This window comes from Acidobacteriota bacterium, assembly GCA_016208495.1.
Classification (GTDB): Bacteria; Acidobacteriota; Blastocatellia; order Chloracidobacteriales; family Chloracidobacteriaceae; genus JACQXX01.
Genome location: JACQXX010000003.1, coordinates 1 through 20,976 on the forward strand (window position 1 = coordinate 1; position 20,976 = coordinate 20,976).

Here is a 20,976-nt window from a genome sequence, read left to right on the forward strand (position 1 = left end):
GGAACGAATCAGGTCCGGGCTCCGCAGGGAGTAGCGGTGGATCAAAACGGCAACCTGTATGTCGCGGATACCGGCAACGGACGGGTGATGCGTTTTAACGGAGGCACGCCCGGTGCCGGAGTAGTGATTGCGACGAACGGAACGGCGAGCGGTCAGGTGACGAGTCCACGCGGGTTGGCGGTCAATGAAGTGTTTACGCTCTATGTCACGGACGAAAGCGCCAGCCGGATCATGCGCATCTCCAACGCGCACACGACGGTTTCGGGAACGAGTGGAACGATGCAGGCGACGCTGGGAACGGCGCTCAACCGGGTGAAGAACCCGCAGGGAGTGGCGGTGGACGAAGCCGGCAACGTGTACGTGGCGGATACCGGAAACTCGCGAATCCTGCGCTGGGCCAACGGCAACCCGAATAATTCGACGGCGTTGGCGCTGTTGGGATCAGGATTGGGTCAGGTGAACAAAGCGGAAGGGGTGTCGGTCAATCAGTTCTTCAGCGGGCCGTTCGCGAATCAATCGTTGCTGGTGGTGGGCGACACGCTCAATAACCGGGTGCAGTGTCGGCTGATTCCAACCGGAGGCTGGGCCTTGCTTGGCTCACCCAACGGAGTCGGCGGCGGAGTCGGACAGTTCCGGGCACCGAGCAAGGTTCGCTGAGTACAAGTCCCCATAAAAGGGGGATGAAATTCGACCACTCGCTGGGGAAAAATTGGTTTTCGCCCGGATGGGCGGTGGAAAGTAGCCGGTGGCAAGTGTCGCTTTGGACACGCGGCCACCGGACGGAGTCGCCCGTGAGGTGCGCGCCCGGATGGGCGCTGGAGGTGTGGTTCGGTCACGTTTCCCGTGGAGTTTCAGTCACTCGTTTACGATTTTGGTTCCAGCGCCCATCCGGGCGCGAACCTGTCCGGGCCTGGATTCCGGAGGGTGCGCCTCAAAGCAGGCTGCCCTCCGGCTACTGTCCACCGCCCATCCGGGCGAAAACCGAAATTCCATCCCTTATTTATGAGGACTTGTACTAAGGTGGTGAAAAAAGCTCCGTTAAGCCACCGCACTCCACAGCCATCCTTTGGGTTTGGGAGGCTTGGGAACATCCTGAGCACACCGAAATCCAAAAATAAATCCAATGCTGCCAGGTGGCATGCCCATGCGGTGGCTGATACGCAGGTAGTTTTTTTGTTCATTCCAGGAACCGCCTCGAACCACCCTTCCTCGACCAAAATTTGGGCCAGGTGGGTTGATTTCAGGACTGACCCGGTAATATTGGGGATCATACCAGTCGGCGCACCACTCAGCCGCATTTCCAGCCATATCATACAAACCAAAGGGATTTGGGGGAAATGAGGTGATGACGACGGTTTGAATTCCTTCCAGTGGGTGCGACCGTTTATCGGGAACGTCCAGGTGACCAAAGTTGGCCTCCTGAGCGGTGACCTCCCTGGCTTCGCCGCCGCAGGCATACTGTGCCGAATCACGTCCTGCGCGGGCGGCATATTCCCATTCGGCTTCGGTTGGAAGTCGTTTTCCAATCCACCGGGCATAGGCGACGGCATCATTCCAGGTCACTGAAACCACCGGGTGACCTTCTCGACCTGGAGTCGCATACCGATCCCAGCGTCCTTCGCTTTTGTATCCTGTAATTTCAACAAAATTGCGAAACTGCCGGTTGGTCACTTCCATTTGGTCAAGATAAAACGCATCGAGTTTGACCTGATGGATTGGAGCTTCGGCTGGGTCTCCGATGTGACTCCCCATTTGAAATGTGCCCGCTGGAATCAAAACCATACCAGGCGGTGCCGGGGGTGGGGAAAAAGGTGGGTCTGGCTCTTGATGGCACCCAGACGAAAAACTGAGCAGTATCGTCAGAAAAAGGAGGGGCCAAAATGGTTTGGGCGAACCACAGGTTCGCCCAGGAGGAAGATATTGGAGTTGGAACTTCGCCATTGGTGTTTGGTAACTGGTAGCTGGTCCTTGTTAGAGGTAATTTTTCCGCCGAAAGACGTCATCCTTGAGTGATGAAACCCGGTCGAGGAAAAGAAGTCCGTTTAAATGGTCAATTTCGTGTTGGATCGCACGGGCTTCAAATCCTTCGGTTTCCAGGTTGTATTCTTTCCCAGTTGGATCGGTATACCGGAGCGCAATTTGAACCGAGCGCCGAACGTTCCCAGTAAAGTCCGGGATGCTCAAACACCCTTCACGCATCAATTCGCTGCCGTCTGAAGCAACAATTTCAGGGTTAATCATCACCATCAGGCCATGATTGGGGTGAGGTTTCCGGGAAACAGAAACATCAATGGCGACGATTCGAAGGGGATTGTCTACCTGGGGGGCGGCCAGGCCAACGCATCCGCGAAAGGATTGCAGCGTTTCGACAAAATCCCTGATGAATTGATCAACTGCCGCATCAATATTGGTCACCGGCTGGGATACGAGCTTGAGCCGGGGATCGGGAATCGTAAGGACATTCAGGATAGCCATTACAGTTCAGCTACCTCCACCGGGCGAACTCCAACCTGAACCCCTAATTCTTTCCCAATTCCTTCCAGTTCGAGGGTCAAATGTGATGGGTTGACCTCAGAGGGAACTTCGATTTCAAGCATCATCACATAGGTCGGGGAATTGTCTTTCCGGATGACCCGTGTGTTCATATCCGTAATGTTGACATCACGATCCGCTAAATGCTGGGTGATTCGATAAATAATGCCCGGCTGGTCTGAGCCGTACACGGAAATCAAAAACGGCAGGGTATGCGCCGATCCTTGGGCTCGGATGAGTTCGGCGGCTTCAATCGGGCAAACCGAGATGGATAAGCCCATCGGCGTTCCCGCATCGCGCAGGGCTGATTCCAGTCGGTCGCGATTTACGTCACTGTTGACCGTCAGCAACAAAATCATGGCAAATTCGCCGCCTAAGAGCGTGTGGCTTGAGTCTTCGATATTGCAGCCAAGTTCAAACAACACACGGGTGACTGCCGCAACAATGCCGGGTTGGTCTTTCCCAACTGCTGTCATGGCATAGTAGGTTTTGGTCGTTGCGTTTTTATCAATATCGGGGTGTGTTTCTGTCATTACCATAGAAATTTCCTATAAGAATTGAGGGCAACAGGTCTTATACCATTTAGGGTTCAGGGTTCAGGGTTCAAGGGAAATACAATCTTTTCAATAATTTAGCCTCCCCCTAATCCGAGAGTTTCATTGCAAAATGGTATTAACTACTCGCTACTCGCTACTCACTACTCGCTCGTTTAGGGTTTCCAGTCAACTAAAAAGATGTTGGTGTCTCCCTGGGCCAGGCTGTTGCGGTTTGAAGCAAAGACCAGCTTTTTACCGTCTGGTGAAAACATGGGGAAGCCATCAAAGGTGTCGTTAAAAGTTACCCGTTCCAACCCGGTTCCATCAATGTTTATCACGTACAACTCAAAGTTGCGCCCCTTTGGGTCGTCCATATTCGATGAAAAAATGATCTGTTTGCTGTTTGGCAGAAAGAAGGGGGCAAAATTGGCTTTGCCGTTTCGGGTCAATTGACGTTGATTTTTCCCATCGGCATCCATCACGAAAATTTCAAGGGTGGTCGGACGGATCAAATGTTCCTTGAGGAGTGACTGATAATCTTTGAGGATGGCATCAGTTGCCGGTCGGTGGGCGCGATAGACAATTTTTTTGTTATCTGGCGAATAAAAGGCGCCGCCGTCATAGCCTGGGGTATTGGTCAGTTGTTTGACATTTTTGCCATTGATATCCATCGAATACAGTTCCAAATCACCGGACCGATCAGAGGTAAAAATGATTTTCTTCCCATTGGGTGAAATGGTGGCTTCGGCGTCATAGCCAGGCGTCGTGGTCAATGGTTTGGGGTTGGATCCGTCCCGGTTGGCAATGAAGATGTCGTAATCTGGATAAAGTGCCCAGACATATCCCCGAGAAAAGTCCGGTTTGGGAGGACAGTCTTTGCTTCCAACATGGGTTGAGGAGTACAAAATCTGCTTCCCATTTTTCAAAAAGTAGGCGCAGGTACAGCGTCCATACCCGGTACTGACCAGTTTTAAATTCGAACCGTCCAGATTCATGGAATAGATCTGGTCACAGAGGTAGCCTTCACGGGTTGATTGAAAAATCAGTTGTTTTCCATCAAAGGAAAAATAAGCCTCGGCATTTTCACCACCGAACGTCAGTTGCTGGATGTCACCAAAATGTTTTTCGCGGGGATCAACTGGTGGCGGCTGATATTTTTCACGTGATTGGGGTTGGGGTTGAGGTGCTTTTTGCTGGGCCTGGGTACCTGGCGTCAGGTACAACCATGGCAAAGTCACACATGCCAAACAAGTTAGGAAAACAAGAGATGTTCTGACCACAGGGTAAAAGCTCCTCGACGGAATGTAGAATTGAGAATGAAGAATTAGGAAGTAAGAAAGATGACCGCTGTCTTTAAAATTGATACCTGGAAAAAATCAATCGCCGAACACTAAAGTTCCTCAACCAGTTGGCGCAATTCAGCCAGCGATGGAAGTGAGGTTCGCGCCCCAAGTTCACGGCATTTGAGCGCGGCAACCGCATTGGCAATCCGCATCGTGGTTTCAATTGGAAAGCCTTCAAGGATGCCATACAAAAAGCCTCCGCGAAAAGCATCTCCGGCACCCGTCGTATCTTTACAGGTCACCCTGAAGGCAGGTGTATGCACCAGTCGGTTCTCAACCAGCGCCAGTGACCCTTCCACTCCGAGCGTCATGGCGACAATCCGGCATCCAAACCGGTCATTCAACTGTCGTAAGGCTCGTTCCGGGTCGCTTTCGCCGGTAACCACAGTTGGAAAATCGGTTGAGGCGAGCAAATAGTCAACCAGGGGAAGCAACTCCTCCAGCCCTGGATAGAGTTCGTCAATGTCAATCGCCACTGGGATTTCGGCGGCACGCGCCCATCGGGCAGCCTGAATACTGGCGGCTACACTGTAACCGTCCAAATGCAGAATTCTGCCTGAGGTAATAATTTCTTCTGAGAGATCCGAAGGGGAAAAATTCAGCTTTTGATCGTGATGCCAGATGACCGTCCGCTCGCCGGTCTGGCCATCAATAATGATGTAGGCGATTTGGGTTTCCGCATCGGGCGCAACCAGAAGGGTCGTGGTATCAATGCCTTCCTGTTCAAGTGAAGCCCGTTGAAAGTCTCCGCTTTCATCGTTGCCAACTTTACCAAGATAACAGACGGATTTTCCAAGTCGTTTCAACGCGGTTAACGCAGTTGCAACCTGACCTCCAGCGGAACGAATGTGTCCCCGGAGCGGGACTTTCGTGTTAAAAGCCGGATAGGTATCAACCACAATGAGGGTATCAACGGCATTGAGACCAAGACCAACAACATCGTAGGGGCATGACATGGGAAGAGGCGACTGGGACAACTGGTGGGAGTCAGAAAATGGTTTTCAGGGATTGAGAGGGTGGGTTCAGGGTTTGGCATCTGGAGACTGGTGTTTAGAATGAAGAGATCCCAAGCACCAGTCTCCAGTTCCCAAAGCGTTCAATTAGCCATTGCCACCAGATTTATTCACGACCTGATTTTCAAGCACGCGAACTTCGACCCGACGATTTTCCTGGAGTTCATCTTTGGTCCGGGCTTCATCGTCAATTTTACCAGCGCCAATGTAGGTCACTCGATACAGGTCAATTCCGTGGGCCCGGAACAGATAGCGTTTGACTTCATCAGCGCGATTTTCGGTCAATTTTTCATTGTACCGAATCCCGCCGCGGCGGTCGGCATAGCCAGCGATTTCAATCCGGGTGCCTTTGCGGCCTTTGACATATGAGGCAATCGCGTCGAGTTCCGCTTTGGCTTCGGGGCTAAGTTCAAACCGACCCGTTTTGAAATAAACTTTTGCCGTCCGAACCACGACAAAGTTATCAATGTTTTTGCTGGTTTCAACCAGGTCCGTGCGCACGGCAACTGCTTTGCGATCAGCTTCAACCGCTTTGCGGTCGGCTTCGGTTGCTTTTCGTTCAGCTTCTTCGGCTTTCACGCTAACGGTATCAATCCGGCGGCTCAACCGATCATCAACTTCCTTAATCGCCGATGAATTGCGACGGACGGATTCTTCGAGTTCTGCTGTCCGCCCTTCCAGCGGGGCAACACGTTCGTCAATGGTTTTCCGGACAAACTTCTTGGTGGCACAGGCTTGTCCAACAAACATAACAGACAAAGCCAGCAACGTTGCTGTGATAAAACGTTGGCTCATGGGTTCTCCTCAAGTGGATAGATTGAAAAAGATGGTATCCCGCACATGTTGAATGAGCTTCAAATAGGGGAATCAAAAGGGAAAAGTGGAAAGTGCCGTCTTAAATATCAGATAGAGTCAGAAAGATCAATGCTTGGGGCAAAGGAAGGGATGAGGGATGAAGGATGAGGGATGAAAGAAAACCAATTCTTCACCCCAATGTCTTCAGCCCTTAGAAGGCTTGCCCAAAGCTGAAATGGATCTGAAGGCGTGAAAGTTTCTGGTTGGGAACCGCCACATAGCTTGGCGGATCCAGGTTGTACCCCAAATCTACCCGGATTGGACCCAATCCGGTTTTTAAGCGGATGCCAGTTCCAATTGTATTGGTAAACCCGCCCAGTCGGATATTGGACACTTTGTCAAAGACATTGCCGGTATCATAAAACGCGGCCCCGGTCAGAGCCCGAAAGATCGGGTACCGCAACTCGGCATTGAGCACAACCACGGCGTTTCCGCCAATCGGTTGATCGGTAATTGGGTCACGTGGGCCGGCCTGTTCAAAATCAAGCCCGCGAATGGTGTTGGCCCCGCCGGTGAAAAAGCGTTCGCTGATGGGAAGATTGGTTGATTCTCCGTACGGTCGGGCCAATCCAATGCGGATACTGCTGGCAAACGTGACGGATGGAATTTTCGGAACAGCTCGAAATTGCTGATATTGTCCGAACAGGCGCAAATAGCGCTCAGTTCCACCAAGCTTGGTTGATGCCAGCGACAGGTCAATAATCGAAAACGATCCTTTGGTGGCATCCAGGGCTGAATCACGACTGTCGCGCAGGTACGTGCTCGAAATCCGCCCGAGTTTAACGGGGCGGTTGTTTCGATCAAGGTCATCTCCTGAAATTTCAAGGTCAAACGGGCGGACATCGTCAAACTGATATCTGAAGATCAATGAGGTCAGGTCATTGAGTTTTCGTTCGGTGCGGAGCTGAACCGATTTTCGCTCAATGCTGAAGCTGACTTCCTGGGCACGCTGAAACAAATAGGTGGTCAGAAACGGCCACTGTGATCCAAAGAAATGGGGAAACTGGTACGACACCTGGCCTAATTGTTCCCGCTGGCTCAACCGGAAAATCAAACTTGCGGTTTGCAGGCGACCCAGCAGATTGCGGTTGGCAATTTCAAAGGAAAAGCGTGGGGTGGCCTGACGTTGAACTTCCTGTTGTTCAATCCCGACGCTGTATGACAGCGTGTAGCGTTTTCCTTCAGCCACATCAATAAACACATCATACAGATCGCGATAGGGACCATCTGACCGGACCGGCTGGATACGGGTCACCACTTGATTAAACAGACCCGTGGCGTACAGATTTTGTTCAGTCTGGCTTAATTTGCTTTGCTGGAGCAGGTTTCCTTTTTGATACAGCAGGTATTTCTGAACAATATGTTTATGCGTTCGACCGCGAACTGTCACAAACACGTCATTGATAAAAATGCGTTTGCCTTCCTCGATTTGATAGGTGACTTTGGCTTCGTTGGGGGCATTGTCCGCAAATTCGATTTTGGGGGTAATCACTGCCCGGGCATAGCCGGCTTCTTCATACAGCCCATAGAGTTGGTTGATGTCCTGGTTGAGTCGTTCTTGCGAAAAGTAGTTATCATCCGGAGCGCGTTGGAGCAGTTCCATTTGTAACCGGTCTGAGGTAAAGGTGGTATTTCCAATAAAGGCCACCTCTTTGACCAGGGTGCGCTGGCCTTCATCAACCACAAAGGTCACTTCAAAATCAGGTTTGTCGGGCAGAATTCCCAGCCGCCGTTCAGTTACGCGCGCCTGTAAATATCCCAAATTCCGAAGTTTCCGCTCAATCAGCGTTGAATCAGTGGTGAGGCTTTCGAGGCTGGTTTTTCCACGTGACCGGGGAAGGATCCCGGCTGGCTGGGAGAGTAACTCCGGACCGATTTCAATCATCGTAAATTCATCGGTTCCAAGGAGTTTGATGACTTCGAGACGATACCGCCGGTCTTTTTCCACTGTATATACCACCTCTGCTTTTTCCTCAAAGACTGACTTGGTGTAATCAACCGCCGCAAAGAAGTACCCCTGGGTTTGTAAGTAGGTCAGCATTTTGCGCTTTCCATCTTCCAGCACAAAATCGTCAAGCCCGCCATACCGCAAAATTGGCAGAACCTTTTCCTGTTCCTTGCGCGACAGGTCATACCCTTCAATTTTGAGATCAACCAGGGGGCCGGAACCTACATTGACCGACACGGTTACAGCGTTGGTGCCTGGGTCATAATCGGCAAAAGGGAGCGATATTTGAGGGTTGAGGTAATTGGCATCCAGGTGCCACTGGCGGATTTTTTCAAGGTCTGATTGGACCAGATCAGTGGTGTAAGGGATTCCTGGTTTACTTTTCAGTTTTTCAGTCAGTTTTTTAAGCTCAACTTTGACATCCCCTTCGATTTGAAGGGGTTTTGCCAGCAGAGCCTGATCACCTTGAAGAATACGATAGGTGATATCAACCCGGCCATCAACATCGGGACCGCTAATGGTCCAGTCAATTTTGGCCTGAAAAAACCCTTTTTCTTGAAAAACATTCAGCACGGTTCGCTGACCATCTTCAACTGCCCGCTTTGAAAGTGGGGCATTGACATCGAGACCGACGAGTCGAGCCCGAAGTTCTTCAGGCGAGAAAAATTGATTTCCGTTGAAGAAAATGTCTTTGACCCGTTCCTGCCGGGTAATCACAAACCTGAGAACCACCGTGCCAGCAATATCTCCTTTGATCAAAAAAACCTGGGCATTGGAGGCACGACCTGACTGGTGGATCCGGTGCAATGCCTGATGGATGATAACGGGAGAATATTCTTCACCAGCGCGAACATTGAGCAGGTCGCGCAATCCATTGTCAGTCGCCGGTGACCCATTTGAAAATTGCACTTCCAGGTCAATTCGGGCGATGCGCTGACCTTCAAGGCTGCTCCCAGATCGAAGATTGGATTGGGATGCGAACGTAGAATCTTGGGAAATTTCGGCTGGTGGTGGCTGAAGCACCGAGTTTGGAATGGTGCTGCTGATATTTTGTCCCGCTACGGGCGCGGTCCACCCACCCATCAAGGCCAATACAGAGGTACAGATCAACCTCATCAGATACCCGTTTTGAATCTGTTTCTGTCTCATGAATGATTGCCCTGGCTCTGTGAAATGAAGAATTGAGGATGAAGAAACCTTTTAGTGGTTAGTGGTTAGTGGTTAGTGGTTAGTGGTTAGTGGTGAGTGATTGGTTTTTGGTTCGTGGTTCTTGGAAGATATTGGTTCCAAAGTACTAATGCCAGTTAAGAGTTGAAGCCGTTTTTGGCTCTCAGTCTACGAAGTAGACGCAGGCTTGTAGCCCAGGGTGAGTCTTCGAGCCCTGGGAACCTGGTCACTCCCCACCTTTTCCCCGACCGGCCAGCCGCCGCCTACGGCGGCGGCTGGCCGGGCGGGAGTTGGGAGGCAACGTTTTCCCAGGGTTAAAACCCTGGGCTACATGCCTTCCGCCCAGTTCCTGGGCTCAAATCCGCTCTTTTTTCAACTCTTAACTGGCATCACTCACCACTCACCACTCACCACTCACCACTCACCACTTTCTCAATTCTGTTAAAACCGTTTAGTAAACCGCACGTCCACCCCGAAATTCCCGCGTTGATCACGAATTCCGATGACGGAGACGGTCGGTGAAAGCCGGTATTCAACCAGGATGATCTGTTCCTGGGTGGTGGCCAGGTTGGTTGAATAGGTAATGGAAAGGTCTTTGGTAATGCGTCGCCCAATCGTTACCCGTGCGGTTGGGTCGTTGCCGCGACCAACCAGCAAGGGGTCAATTTGGAAGCGGTTGATTCCAAAAATCTTATTGGTTCGTTCTTCGACCCGTTCTGAAAAGAGCTCGGCCACGAGGCTGGAGGCAGCACTCACTCCGGTTTGGGTCGTGGTGTACGGATCATTTTGAGATTGACCTGAGGGGGGAAGATTCCCCGTGGCGAGCAAGGTCACAATGCTACTCTGCGGAAGTGCCGGTTCCGACCGCAAAATAGATGAAAATTTATCGGGATTTCCAGTTGCTCCCACAATCACCCGATAATTCTGAAGCTCGGTTTCCGCCTGGATGTCAAAAAATACTTTCTCTGACCGGGCTTCGGGAAAGACGACAATGCCACGGGTGATTTGATACCGGTCATTGCGCAATTCAAGCTGGCCACGACTGATAATCACCCGTCCAATCAGGCGCGGATCCGTGCTCGACCCGCTCAACCGAAGCGATGCGGTTCCAACCATATCCGCCAGGTTATTGCGAACAAACAGCGAGTCCGGGGCTTCAAGCCGGACGTCGAGCCGAAGCTGGGATTGCGGGGAAACTGTTGATTGTAAATCGCTGCTGTTTGAAGTGCTGGCGGCAAGGGTGGATTGAAGCAAGGTAACCAGATCGGTTCGTTCGGTGTATTCAGCGCGTTTGACTTTGATGGTTCCCTGCAAAATCTGAAGTTTCAAATTTCCCTGATATACCAGATCACCATCCAGCAACGAGCGCACATTTTCCGGATAGTTCATCCGCACATTGTCAGCCCGCATCCCAAACCGCCAGCGCAGCCCAACCGGTTTGAGCGTATCAATCACCGCACCACCGGAGAGTTCGACCTTTCCGCCGCCAGCATCCGCCGTAAAGGTATCAATCTGGGCCTGTTTATTGGTAAACAAAACGCGTCCGCCGCCATTTTCAAGCACCAGTGGGAAGTCTTTGACCTGCATGGCAAAGCGGTCAATGTCCGCCGTGCCGGTAATCCGGGGATCATCAAGCGTGCCTGAAACCGCCGCTTTCAATCGCGCCACGCCGCTGGTGTAGAGCGTGTTTTTCGTCACATTGCGCAAAAACTTGAGGTTGATGTCGCCATCCAGGCCAAGCGTGGTCTTGCCGGTGGCCCCGATGCGGCCAGTGACTGAAAGCCGGGTGTCTTCGCCTTTGAGCCGGAATTGTTGAAACTCGATTTCGCTGGCAGTGGCACTGACTTTGACCGGTCCTTCGTTGGTGATTTCATAGGAACTATCGGTGTCGTCCGTGGCGCGAACGCCAAAGCGAAGGTCGGAAAAATCACCGGCCAGCTTGACCTGTTCGGTGGTGAATTCCACGACTTCGATCCCGGATGCGTCGGGCGCCAGTTTATACAGAGGGCCGATCAACCGGATGGAGCCGGTGGCTTCGCCGTCAAAAGTGGGTGATGCCATGTCGAAGACCGCCAGAATTGGGGTCAACTGGGTTTGATTGAGGGTGAGAAGCACATCAATCGTGGGTTTAAATTCGCCAGTGTCTTCGGTGTCGAGGTTGAGCAGGATTTTCCCTTTGGCTTCATAGGGTTGATCGGCAAATCCTGAAGCCAGGGTTACGTCAATGGCGCCATTGCCTTCGCCTTCGAGGCGTGTGTTGAGATTGGAAATCGGTGCTTTGCCAACCTTCACCAGCGGGCTGGTCGCAAGCAAGGTAAAGCGGGGGGTGCCATTCAAAAGGTCCGAAAATTTGCCCTGGCTCTTCAAATCCAGATTGGCAATCCCCGTGACCGGATACCCTTTGGCTTTCAGTGGTTCGCCGAAATAAGACAAATCCAGGTCTTTGGCCTGGGCTTCAGCCGTGTATTGAGATTGCACGACGTCATAAACCCCGGTGGCGGAAAAGGCGCCAAAAGGAAGTTTGGACACAAACTGATCCAGCCGGTAGGCTTTTCCAGCTTCAAAGGAAACAAGCAATTTGGTTGATTCAAGCGTGCCGTAGGGCGATGGAAGTTGATCGGCGGTGAGTTCACTTTTCCCACTGATGTCTTTCGGGAGTGACAATGCTCCATTTGGGGACCGGGTCAGAAACTCACCTTTGGCCAGTGCCAGGAGCGGTGGCAGGTTCAGGAGATTCATTGACCCTGAAATGCGGCCTTCCGAATCACTCAATGCCTGGGTGAGATCCATTTTCCCACCAACTTCGAGTGATCCAGGCGGATAAATTTGGGCCAGGATTTCACCAATCGGTTTGAGCCGAATCTGGTCAATTTTGACATTCAGATTGGTCTTCTGATTGCCGGAAAGACCGCCGACAATATCCACCATCACCGTGCCGCCCTGCGGTTGCTCAAGGAGCGCCTGGTTGACGGTCAGGGTTTGCGGAGTGGATTCAAACTCCGCCGAAACCTTGCCCACGACGGACCGTGCCACTCGAACTTCAGCCACGCTCACCGTCCCGGCCACGTTTGGTCCGGTTAACAAACCTGAAACCACGCCCGTAAACTCACCGGCACCCCCCAGTCCAACGGCAACCTGCCCGGTCGAACCTGGGATTTGCGGTGTTTTGACGCCAAATCGTTCGGCCAGTTCCTGAGCCTCGGCCAGTTCAGGCGACTGAAAATGAACATCCAGTTTGGTCTGGCGATTCCACTGGTACATTCCTTTGACGTCCAGGGTACTGTCGCCCAGGTTGAGTGCCAGTTTCTGGATGTCCACACCGCCAGAGACCAATTTTGTGGAGAGATCACCTTGAAATGGAATCGGCTTTCGCCCCTGGGCGACCACTGGTGGGTTTGGATCAGACGGAGGTGGTGGAGTGGTCGTTTCGGTTGAATCTGGGGCAGCGGGTTTGGGTTTGCTGATACTGGTTACTACTCCGGCCAGTTTGGCCTGGGCGGTTCCGGTTGCTTGCTGGACATTGAGTTCCGGCCAGGCCAGTTCAACCGTGCCGGTGGTTTTTCCGGTCATTGGAATCTGACGTAGGGCCGCCATGGCCAGCGCCGTTTGCAGGTCTATGTCGGAAAAGGTGAGTTTGGTGGTGCTTTGAGCGTTGACCGATGTGGCCTTGGCTGACAGCAACGTTCCCAAGGCAATATGTGACGTACCCTGTAGTTTTCCACCGAGGATTTTGGCTTCAAAGGGTTCAATATCAACAAATTGGGGTGTCAGGTGAACTTTGGCCTGAAAATCTTTGAGTTCATAGCGATCATAGGTCACACCGCGAAACGCAATCTGGCTCCGCAGGTCGGGCAAAAACGCCTGGAGCGGGGAGGCAAAATCATAGGTCAGGCTCAAGGCGGTAAACTTGGCACCATAGGTTGAGAGGTCCGTTTCCTTGAGATTGCCTTCGATCCGGTATGCGTTCTGATCCCCGATGATTTTGCCGGTCAACTGTGCCTGGCCGCCCAGCGGCGTCTGGTTCAGGAAATCGGCTGCAATCCGCGTAAGGTTGAGTTTGGAAAGCAGGCTCCCTTCATAGTTGAGTTTGGCGGGTGATGATGGGGTGGCGGGTCTTTCCCAGGTCACCAGGGTGCTCAGACTGGTGTCGCCATAGGGAGTTTTGATTTCAAGGGCTTTGATATCGGCTGTGCGTTCGTCCAGAACAATCTGGGTGGACAGTTCAATCGCCTCGATTTTTTTGGTTTGCCAGTTGATCTGACTTTCTGAAAAGCCGACATCGAACTTCAGCGCCGGTGCCTGTGACGTGACTGTAACCCGGAGGTTTTTGAGGCTGGTGTTGAGTTGATAGCGCTCCTCGTTGAAAAAAATCTCGCCGCCCGTGAGCGCCACAATCCCTGAAAGCAGTTGAGCTGGCGGCGTCGGCTGGGCCTGACCTTCACGTTTTGGGGTTTCCGGGATTTTGATCCGGGCCAGATTGAGATTTCCTTGCTCGTCAACTTTGAGTCGGACCACCGGGTGCTCGATTTTCAGATCCTGAAGTCGGATATCCTGTGTCCACAGATTGCGCAGCAGCAACTCGCAGGTAATTTGATCAACCGCCGTAAAGGGCTCGGTGTCGCCCGTGAGACGGAGCCGCATTCCTTTGACATCGGCTTTCAGAGCCAGCGGAGAAACGTCGAATGAATCAAATTCAGCTTCGATGCCATAGGTTTTAAGCTCCGCAACTACCTGAGTTTTCACCCAGTCATCAAACCCTGGACCCGTGAGCCAGGAGAAGAAAATGCCAGTTGCCGTAACCAAACCGATTCCAAGCAGTGCCAGGACTGCCAGAATGATTTTTCGTCTTTTTGTCATAAAGCTGATGGTGGAAAAAGAAAGGCGAATTGATGGACCGCACAAGTCTGTTGAACCTGAGGGACTCTGCGTTGTCTCGCACGTGTGACGGATGCCAGTTAGTTGGTGCTCATTGCCTGGTGGTTTGTGACTGGGAACTCATACGAAGTGATGAAAAATCAATAGTTTCCAGAGATTTATCACGTACCTGTCAGCCCTCAAGTCCCAAGTCCTCAACCCCCAAGCCCTCAGCCCCCAACCGTCGAATGTTGAATCGTTATTGACAGTAAGACAACCCAAAGGTTTCAATTAGAGCCTATACTACTGGCGTTCACAGAGCCATTCAAGTTTCGAATCACTCCAGGTCAATCTTAAGAACCAGTCAGCCCAGGTTGAAGCAGTCCTTCCGGATGCACAACTTGACGCACAACTTACCAGGGCGGGAAGGACGTTGCCTGTGTCCCCGGTTGATATTCCGGCACGCGACAACCAGTGTGATTTTCATGAAGTTTGGCAGCATCATTCAGAAAAAGCAGCAGTTACAGGTAATAAATCGGTTCAGACATGTGAGAAAATATCTCTTTCTGGCTGGAGTGATCTGGGTTGGGTTGGGGCTGGTCGGCGGGAATTGTGTGGTCCAGGCCAATTCACTGACGTGGCACCGCAAGTTGAACAACATAAAAAAATGGGTGCGGTTTGACTTCCAATCCCGACAGCGGGAACCAAAAAATTACCCAAGTCAATTTGAACTCGAAGCCCAAACACGGGCTGGAATTAAAGCCGAAGAACAATTTCAAAAAGAGTTTCGCAAAACCTACACTGAAATGGAAGAAGCCGTGAAACTCTTTTCCGTCCGGTGGGATGGATCATCAAGCCCTTTACCCGCAACGCTTTCTGGGGAAGATCAAAAAAACCTCAAGAAAATCGAGAAACTGGCTCGCAAGCTTTCGGAGGGACAAGGCGGAGACGACGATGAAATCTGGCTGAAAGACCTTCCCACTGCATTTCTGGATCGAGTCAAAAAATTGAACGAATTGACCGCTGAATTGAAAACAGAGATCGAAAAAACGTCCCGCTTCACCATCTCAATCAAAATAATCTCAAAATCCGAACAAATTCGAGCCCTCGCCAAAGCATTGGGAAAAGGGAAACAGGCATAAGAGACTGTTTGGAAATTCAGTTTTCAACCTGCGAAGCGGGTGAAGGCTCGTCGCCCAGGGTGAGTCTTCGAACCCTGGGACCACGTGCCATTTCGAATTGAGCCTCCGAAGGAGGCGCCGGCAGTCTTTGATCACAGTTGCCAACACCCGCTTCGCGGGTTTGAACCGGGAGAGGCTCGGTTCCCCGGACTCCGCTTCGCTCCATCCGGGGCTACGAGCCAGCCACCCGCTTCGCGGGTTCAAGAACAATTTTCTTTCAAATCAATACCTTACGGAAATTCCAAGAATTTCCAAACAGCTTCTAAGGCATTGGGCTGGAAATGTGTATGTCACCAAAAATTCGACTTCTGTATCCACTTCTGTTGTGTCTGGGATTGATTACCGGGGGAGTTTCCGCCCAACTGCCCCAAAAAGCCCACGAAGAGGAACCGCTCCGAATTACCACTGATCTGGTTTTGCTCAATGTCACCGTCACTGATGCCAGTGGAAATTATGCCGGTGGACTCAAAGAAGAGGATTTTTTGCTTTTTGATGAAGGCAAACCGGTTCATCTGGAACACTTTAGTACCGAAGTGACTCCGTTTGCCGCCGCAATTTTGATTGATGCGAGTGGCAGCATGGAGGGCAAGCTTCCACGAGCCAGAGTGGCCGCCGCTCATTTTCAAGACCGAACCCGCCCTTCCGACGTGGTGTGCATTTATAGTTTTAATTCCAAAGTTGAGTGCCTTCAGGAATTTACGCCAGGGCGTGATGTGTCGCCTCGACTGTGGGACCTTGAAGCCGAAGGCATGACCAAAGTTTATGACTGCCTTGAAGCCAGCTTGACTGAACTTGGAAAACGTGACGAAAAGCGCCGGGCTGTGGTTTTACTTTCTGATGGAGAAGATACCCAAAGCCGGGTTTCAGCCAAAAAAGTGATTCAACAGGCCCTCCAGACGGATGCCACCGTGTACAGTGTGGATTTGATTGATCCAACCAAAATTGCCTCCAATCCTGCCCAAATGCAGGCTATTGGATTTTTAAAGGAAATCGCGGAAAAGAGTGGTGGTCGCTATTTGAAATCGGCAGGCGTAACCCAACTGGATTCCAGGTTTGAAGAAATTGTCAACGAACTCCGCCAGCAATACACACTTGGATTTTATGCACCGGAAGGGCAAAAAGCTGGCCAATTTCGCAAGCTTGAGGTCAAAATCAAACATTCTGGCTTCACCTGTCGCACCCGCCAGGGGTATGTTGTGACAAAGTGACACCGTGACAGGGTGACGAGGTGACAAGGTGACAAGGTGACAAAATGACAGGGTGACAGGGTGACAGGGTGACAGGGTGACAGGGTGACAGGGTGACAAGGTGACAAAATGACAGGATGACAGGGTGAGAGGGTGACTTCGCTACTTCACTATTTCGCTATTTCGCTATTTCGCTATTCACAATGAACAGTTTATCTTCTAATTCACGGATTGAACCGGCGCAATTTCAGAATATTGTGGTGTTTGACACCGGGTCACTGGCTGATGTGGTGGAGAGCCTTCCAGCGGTGAAAGCCTTGCGCCAGCATTTTTCACGATCAAATTTAACCGTTGTGGCCGGAACGGTTCAGGGCGAAGTCCTCAAGTTTGCGGAGTGTGCTGACAAGATCATTGTTCAGGACCACTATGAGCTGGTCAAAGGCGATAAAGTGACGGCTGGCTGGAACCTGATTTCGGCAGGTGCGAAGCTTGGCGTAGGGAAGTATGACCTGGCGATTGATCTCAACGAGTTTTCGGAATCGGGGGTGCTGGCCTGGTTATCGAGGGCGACCAATCGAATCGGTATCAGACACCAGAGCAAACTGGCGAACTGGATGTTTAATATCCGCAACCCACGTGTCAGTCGGCAACCACGCAAAGTTGATCAATATGCCGAAGCGGTCGAAGCGATTGGTGTTCAGGTGCTTGATCGCACGATTCGCCTCACGATTACCAGCAAATTTGATGCGGCCATTCAAAAACGGCTGGAGCGTTCAGCCTGGAACCCAGGAGAATTATTGGTTGGCCTGTGTCCTGAAACCAGTGGCAATCAAGAATCCTGGCCGGCAACCCGCTTTGCTGAAGTGGCCGGTTTGCTGGTCAACCACTACAACGCCCGAATTGCGCTGCTTGGAGATGCCAAAAACAGTCCGGTTATCAAAACCATCACCACGGCGTTGCGCGATCAGTATGCGCATGAGGGGGTGATCCTGGCGGGGATTCCCGTCGCCGAGCGGATTGCCGGGTTGGCCTGTTGTTCGTTGATGGTCACGGCTGAAACCGGCTGGGCCAGGCTTTCGGCTGCGGTTGATACACCAACAGTTTTATTGACTGACAACCAGGATGAAATCTTTGATCAAGGTGCGATGCGCCAGCGCCATCAGTTCCTGTATCAATCCCAGCTTGAGGCAATTACCGCTGATCAGGTTTTTGACGTGATGTGCGGGATGCTCCGTACCAGCCGAACTGGCGCGCTCTTTGACCGATGATGGATTGGTTACTCGCTACTTCGCGATTTCGCTACTCGCTACTTCGCTCTTTGCGCTGGTTCGGTGGCGCAGAAACCAGAGACTCAACCCCGAAAGCACCACAAACAGCAATGCAATCAGTTGCGAGGTGGAGAGTTCAACCGGCATTCCCTGGGATTGTGCTCCAAAGAGAGACACGGCGCCTCGCGGGTCATCCCGGAAAAACTCGATGGTAAATCGAATCGCGGCATAACAAAAGAAATAGGCCAGGATGATTTGTCCGTCAAAGGACCGTCGTTTCCGCAACAACAACAACCCCAGACAGAGTGCCAGGGTGCTGATTGATTCATAGAGTTGCGTTGGGTGGAGGGCACAATCAATGGGGACGCCGGTCAGTTCGTGGGCGCGCGCTGAAAAGTGAACACCGACCCAGCTCGTGGTACATTTTCCCCAGCAACAGCCAGCCGCAAAGCAGCCCAATCGTCCAAAGAATTGTCCCAGGGCAATGCCGGGCGCACAGGCATCAGCGGTTTTCCACCAGGGGAGTTTATAGTGGCGCATCAGAAAAATGCTGGCGACACTGGCACCGATCAATCCGCCGTAAAAAACGCCCCCCGAGCGGAGAAACTCAATTGAGAACAGCGATTTCAGGTTGAGCCGGTATTGTTCCCATTCAGTAATCACCAGCAATAGTCGCGAGCCGACCAGGGAAGCAATCAGCATATAGAGGCACAAATCATAAATCGTGCCCCGGTCAAGTCCGTCTTTTTCGGCCAGTTTGGCGGTCAGCAGGACACCGGCCAGAAAAGCAATGGCAATGAAAACGCCATAAGTATTGATTGTAAAATTGGAGCCGAATTGAATAAGTTCAGGAAACATGGGAGGAACTTTCACTTTTTGTCAGATTTCAGAGGGATCTCCAGCCAGCAAAGCTGACAGATCAACAAAAATCTGCAAGAAGAATGGCAAAAAAACATCAAATGGGGTACTTTCAAGCTGACTGTGCACGCTACCACAAGCCTTTTTCAAAGCACAAATTCCTTTCCTGCGGTAAATGGAAAAGACAGCTTTCCAGAAATATTTCCAAAAAAGTTCGGACACTGCGACAACAAACAAGGAACAGTCTATGTCTGTGACGAGTTCGCACCGACCGTTGATTGGTATTTCAACCCGGTTAAATCCAACTGAAGACACAAATTACCTGCGTCAAACCTATGGTCGAGCAGTTTTTTCAGCCGGGGGACTCCCGGTGCTCATCCCGCTGATCCCGGATGCCCTGTATATCAATGCGGTGGTTCTCCGGCTGGATGGGGTTGTGTTGCCTGGCAGCAACAGTGATATTGACCCGTACCGCTACGGTCAGGCGCCTCATGTCAATTTGGGAGAAGTCTTTCCGGAACGGGATGAAGTGGATCAGTTGCTGCTGGCCGCGGCTGAGTCCCAACGTCTGCCAGTGTTGGCCATTTGTTACGGTATGCAGGCGCTGAATGTCTACCGGGGCGGCACCCTGTTACAAGACCTGCCATCCCAGGTGGAGAATGTGATCCAGCACAATCAGCGTGGAACCTATACCCGCGTCGCCCATGGCATTCAAATCAAGCAGGACAGTATTTTGGCCCGGCTGGCAGGCGGGACCACCATCCGGGTGAACAGTCACCACCACCAGGGGGTGGATGAAGTCGGGCTGGATTTGGAACCAATTGCCTGGTCAGCGGATGGGGTCACTGAGGCCGTGATCAATACCCGCCCAGGGCACTTTATGTTAGGAGTTGAGTGGCATCCGGAAGTTCACTGGGAAGCGGATTCCTTTTCCCAGGCGATTTTTAAAATGTTCATAGCTGAAGCAGCGATCCGGGGATGAGGAGCGACGAAAAAGCCGTGACCAAACAACGAAGAATCCTGGTGATTGATGACGAAGACCTGATTCGCAAATTAATTATTGAAATTATTGAACTGGAAGGGTTTGAAGCCATTGGTGCTGAACATGGCCTGCAGGGGGTTGAGTTTGCCAAAACCTACCGCCCGGATTTGATCATTTGTGACGTGACGATGCCTTTCCTGGATGGGCTCGGGACACTGGCTGCTTTGCGTAAAGATCCGCAAACCGCATCCATTCCCTTTATTTTTCTAACCGCCAAAGTTGATCATTCAGATATTCGACAGGGAATGAATCTGGGGGCGGATGATTATTTACCCAAGCCGGTTGGACGCAATGAACTCATTACCGCCGTCCGGGCCCAGTTTCAGAAACATAGCTGGATGCGCGACCAGTATGAAAAGAAAATGGAGGAGTTGCGCCGCAATATCAGCAGTTCGCTTCCGCACGAATTACGCACGCCGCTGAACGGAATTTTAGGTATGTCGGAACTGTTGATGGATGCCCATGACACCTTTACCCGCGAAGAAACCCTGGAGATGGTGCGTGATATCCATATCTCAGCCAAACGACTGCACCGGCTGGTCGAGAATTTCTGGTTATATGCCAAACTTGAAACGCTGAGTACTGATCCTGGTCACCTGGAAGTCATCCGCAAGCAGGCACAAACCTTTTCCGTCAAAGCCATTATTGAGAGAGTGGCGGCGACCAAAGCCCGCGATTTTCATCGAACCCCGGACCTGCAGGTTACGGTGGCGGAAGAGGCCGTCAAAATATCAGATTCCCACCTGGCAAAAGTCGTCGAAGAACTCCTCGAAAACGCCTTTAAGTATTCTTTGCTTGGAACGCCAGTGATTGTGACCGGAACGAGCGGCCCGGATACTTACCTTCTTACCGTAACTGAACATGGCCGCGGAATGACTGCTGACCAGATTGCCGATATCGGAGCCTATATGCAATTTGAGCGAACCATCTATGAACAGCAGGGCGCTGGATTAGGGCTGGCCATTGTGCAACGGATCATTGAAATCAATGAAGGCAGTCTCCAGATTGAGAGCATCCCAAATCAACAAACAAAGATTGAAGTTGAACTCCCCAAACTCCAACTGACGTTTCCCAATACCATTGAGTATGTGTGATTACTGAGCGAAATAGCGAAGTCGTGAATAGAGAAGCGAGTGAAATCGTGAATCGTGAAGTAGCGAAGTCGTCAAAGACAAAGAATTTAGAGGTGGAC

General features: G+C 51.6%; 16 protein-coding genes. 7 read left to right on the forward strand and 9 right to left on the reverse strand.

The genetic code is table 11. The features are described 5' to 3' along the window. The coding region (locus HY774_00285; protein ID MBI4746896.1) for an NHL repeat-containing protein at positions 1 to 657 on the forward strand (657 nt) is incomplete at its 5' end. Between the two features lie 88 nt (positions 658 to 745). Beyond that, the gene (locus HY774_00290; protein ID MBI4746897.1) at positions 746 to 1,006 is read left to right on the forward strand and encodes a hypothetical protein; all 261 of its coding nucleotides are present in this window, start codon (positions 746 to 748) and stop codon (positions 1,004 to 1,006) included. Positions 1,007 to 1,038: 32 nt separating this feature from the next. On the opposite strand, the gene HY774_00295 is transcribed toward HY774_00290, so the two are convergent. The 8 genes from HY774_00295 to HY774_00330 all read right to left on the reverse strand — a co-directional run bounded on the left by HY774_00295 (position 1,039) and on the right by HY774_00330 (position 14,251). Then, positions 1,039 to 1,782, reverse strand: a complete 744-nt coding sequence (locus HY774_00295; protein ID MBI4746898.1) for a formylglycine-generating enzyme family protein — start codon at positions 1,780 to 1,782, stop codon at positions 1,039 to 1,041. A gap of 189 nt (positions 1,783 to 1,971) precedes the next feature. Continuing rightward, positions 1,972 to 2,475, reverse strand: coding sequence for a peptide deformylase (gene def, locus HY774_00300; GenBank protein ID MBI4746899.1), 504 nt, complete (start codon positions 2,473 to 2,475; stop codon positions 1,972 to 1,974). Then, a complete protein-coding gene (locus HY774_00305) occupies positions 2,475 to 3,065 on the reverse strand; it encodes an amino acid-binding protein (protein MBI4746900.1) in 591 nt (196 codons plus the stop codon). Before HY774_00305 ends, def begins: the two co-directional genes overlap by 1 nt. 176 nt (positions 3,066 to 3,241) lie before the next feature. Beyond that, positions 3,242 to 4,315 carry a PD40 domain-containing protein gene (locus HY774_00310; GenBank protein ID MBI4746901.1) on the reverse strand — a complete coding sequence of 358 codons (1,074 nt, stop codon included), beginning with the start codon at positions 4,313 to 4,315 and terminating at the stop codon, positions 3,242 to 3,244. Positions 4,316 to 4,458: 143 nt separating this feature from the next. Further along, positions 4,459 to 5,367, reverse strand: coding sequence for a ribokinase (locus tag HY774_00315; protein ID MBI4746902.1), 909 nt, complete (start codon positions 5,365 to 5,367; stop codon positions 4,459 to 4,461). Between the two features lie 144 nt (positions 5,368 to 5,511). Then, positions 5,512 to 6,219, reverse strand: coding sequence for an OmpA family protein (locus tag HY774_00320; protein MBI4746903.1), 708 nt, complete (start codon positions 6,217 to 6,219; stop codon positions 5,512 to 5,514). Between the two features lie 211 nt (positions 6,220 to 6,430). Beyond that, entirely contained in the window at positions 6,431 to 9,376 is a 2,946-nt protein-coding gene (locus HY774_00325; GenBank protein ID MBI4746904.1) for a BamA/TamA family outer membrane protein, read from the reverse strand. Between the two features lie 459 nt (positions 9,377 to 9,835). Then, positions 9,836 to 14,251, reverse strand: a complete 4,416-nt coding sequence (locus tag HY774_00330; GenBank protein ID MBI4746905.1) for a translocation/assembly module TamB domain-containing protein — start codon at positions 14,249 to 14,251, stop codon at positions 9,836 to 9,838. Positions 14,252 to 14,796: 545 nt separating this feature from the next. On the opposite strand from HY774_00330, the gene HY774_00335 reads away from it, so the two are divergent. From HY774_00335 to HY774_00345, 3 genes are all read left to right on the forward strand, one after another. Beyond that, positions 14,797 to 15,390 carry a hypothetical protein gene (locus HY774_00335; protein MBI4746906.1) on the forward strand — a complete coding sequence of 198 codons (594 nt, stop codon included), beginning with the start codon at positions 14,797 to 14,799 and terminating at the stop codon, positions 15,388 to 15,390. 326 nt (positions 15,391 to 15,716) lie between these two features. Further along, the gene (locus HY774_00340) at positions 15,717 to 16,637 is read left to right on the forward strand and encodes a VWA domain-containing protein (GenBank protein MBI4746907.1); all 921 of its coding nucleotides are present in this window, start codon (positions 15,717 to 15,719) and stop codon (positions 16,635 to 16,637) included. Between the two features lie 182 nt (positions 16,638 to 16,819). Continuing rightward, entirely contained in the window at positions 16,820 to 17,884 is a 1,065-nt protein-coding gene (locus HY774_00345) for a glycosyltransferase family 9 protein (GenBank protein MBI4746908.1), read from the forward strand. Positions 17,885 to 17,899: 15 nt separating this feature from the next. Here HY774_00345 and lgt read toward each other — a convergent pair whose 3' ends face one another. Beyond that, complete coding sequence (gene lgt / locus HY774_00350; protein MBI4746909.1) at positions 17,900 to 18,742, reverse strand: prolipoprotein diacylglyceryl transferase; 843 nt, start codon at positions 18,740 to 18,742, stop codon at positions 17,900 to 17,902. Positions 18,743 to 18,989: 247 nt separating this feature from the next. On the opposite strand from lgt, the gene HY774_00355 reads away from it, so the two are divergent. Together HY774_00355 and HY774_00360 are read left to right on the forward strand one after the other, a co-directional pair. Beyond that, positions 18,990 to 19,724: a gamma-glutamyl-gamma-aminobutyrate hydrolase family protein gene (locus HY774_00355; GenBank protein MBI4746910.1), complete on the forward strand. Its 735-nt coding sequence runs from the start codon at positions 18,990 to 18,992 to the stop codon at positions 19,722 to 19,724. Next, positions 19,721 to 20,878: a response regulator gene (locus tag HY774_00360; GenBank protein ID MBI4746911.1), complete on the forward strand. Its 1,158-nt coding sequence runs from the start codon at positions 19,721 to 19,723 to the stop codon at positions 20,876 to 20,878. The genes HY774_00355 and HY774_00360 overlap by 4 nt, the downstream gene beginning before the upstream one ends. Positions 20,879 to 20,976: the final 98 nt, after the last annotated feature.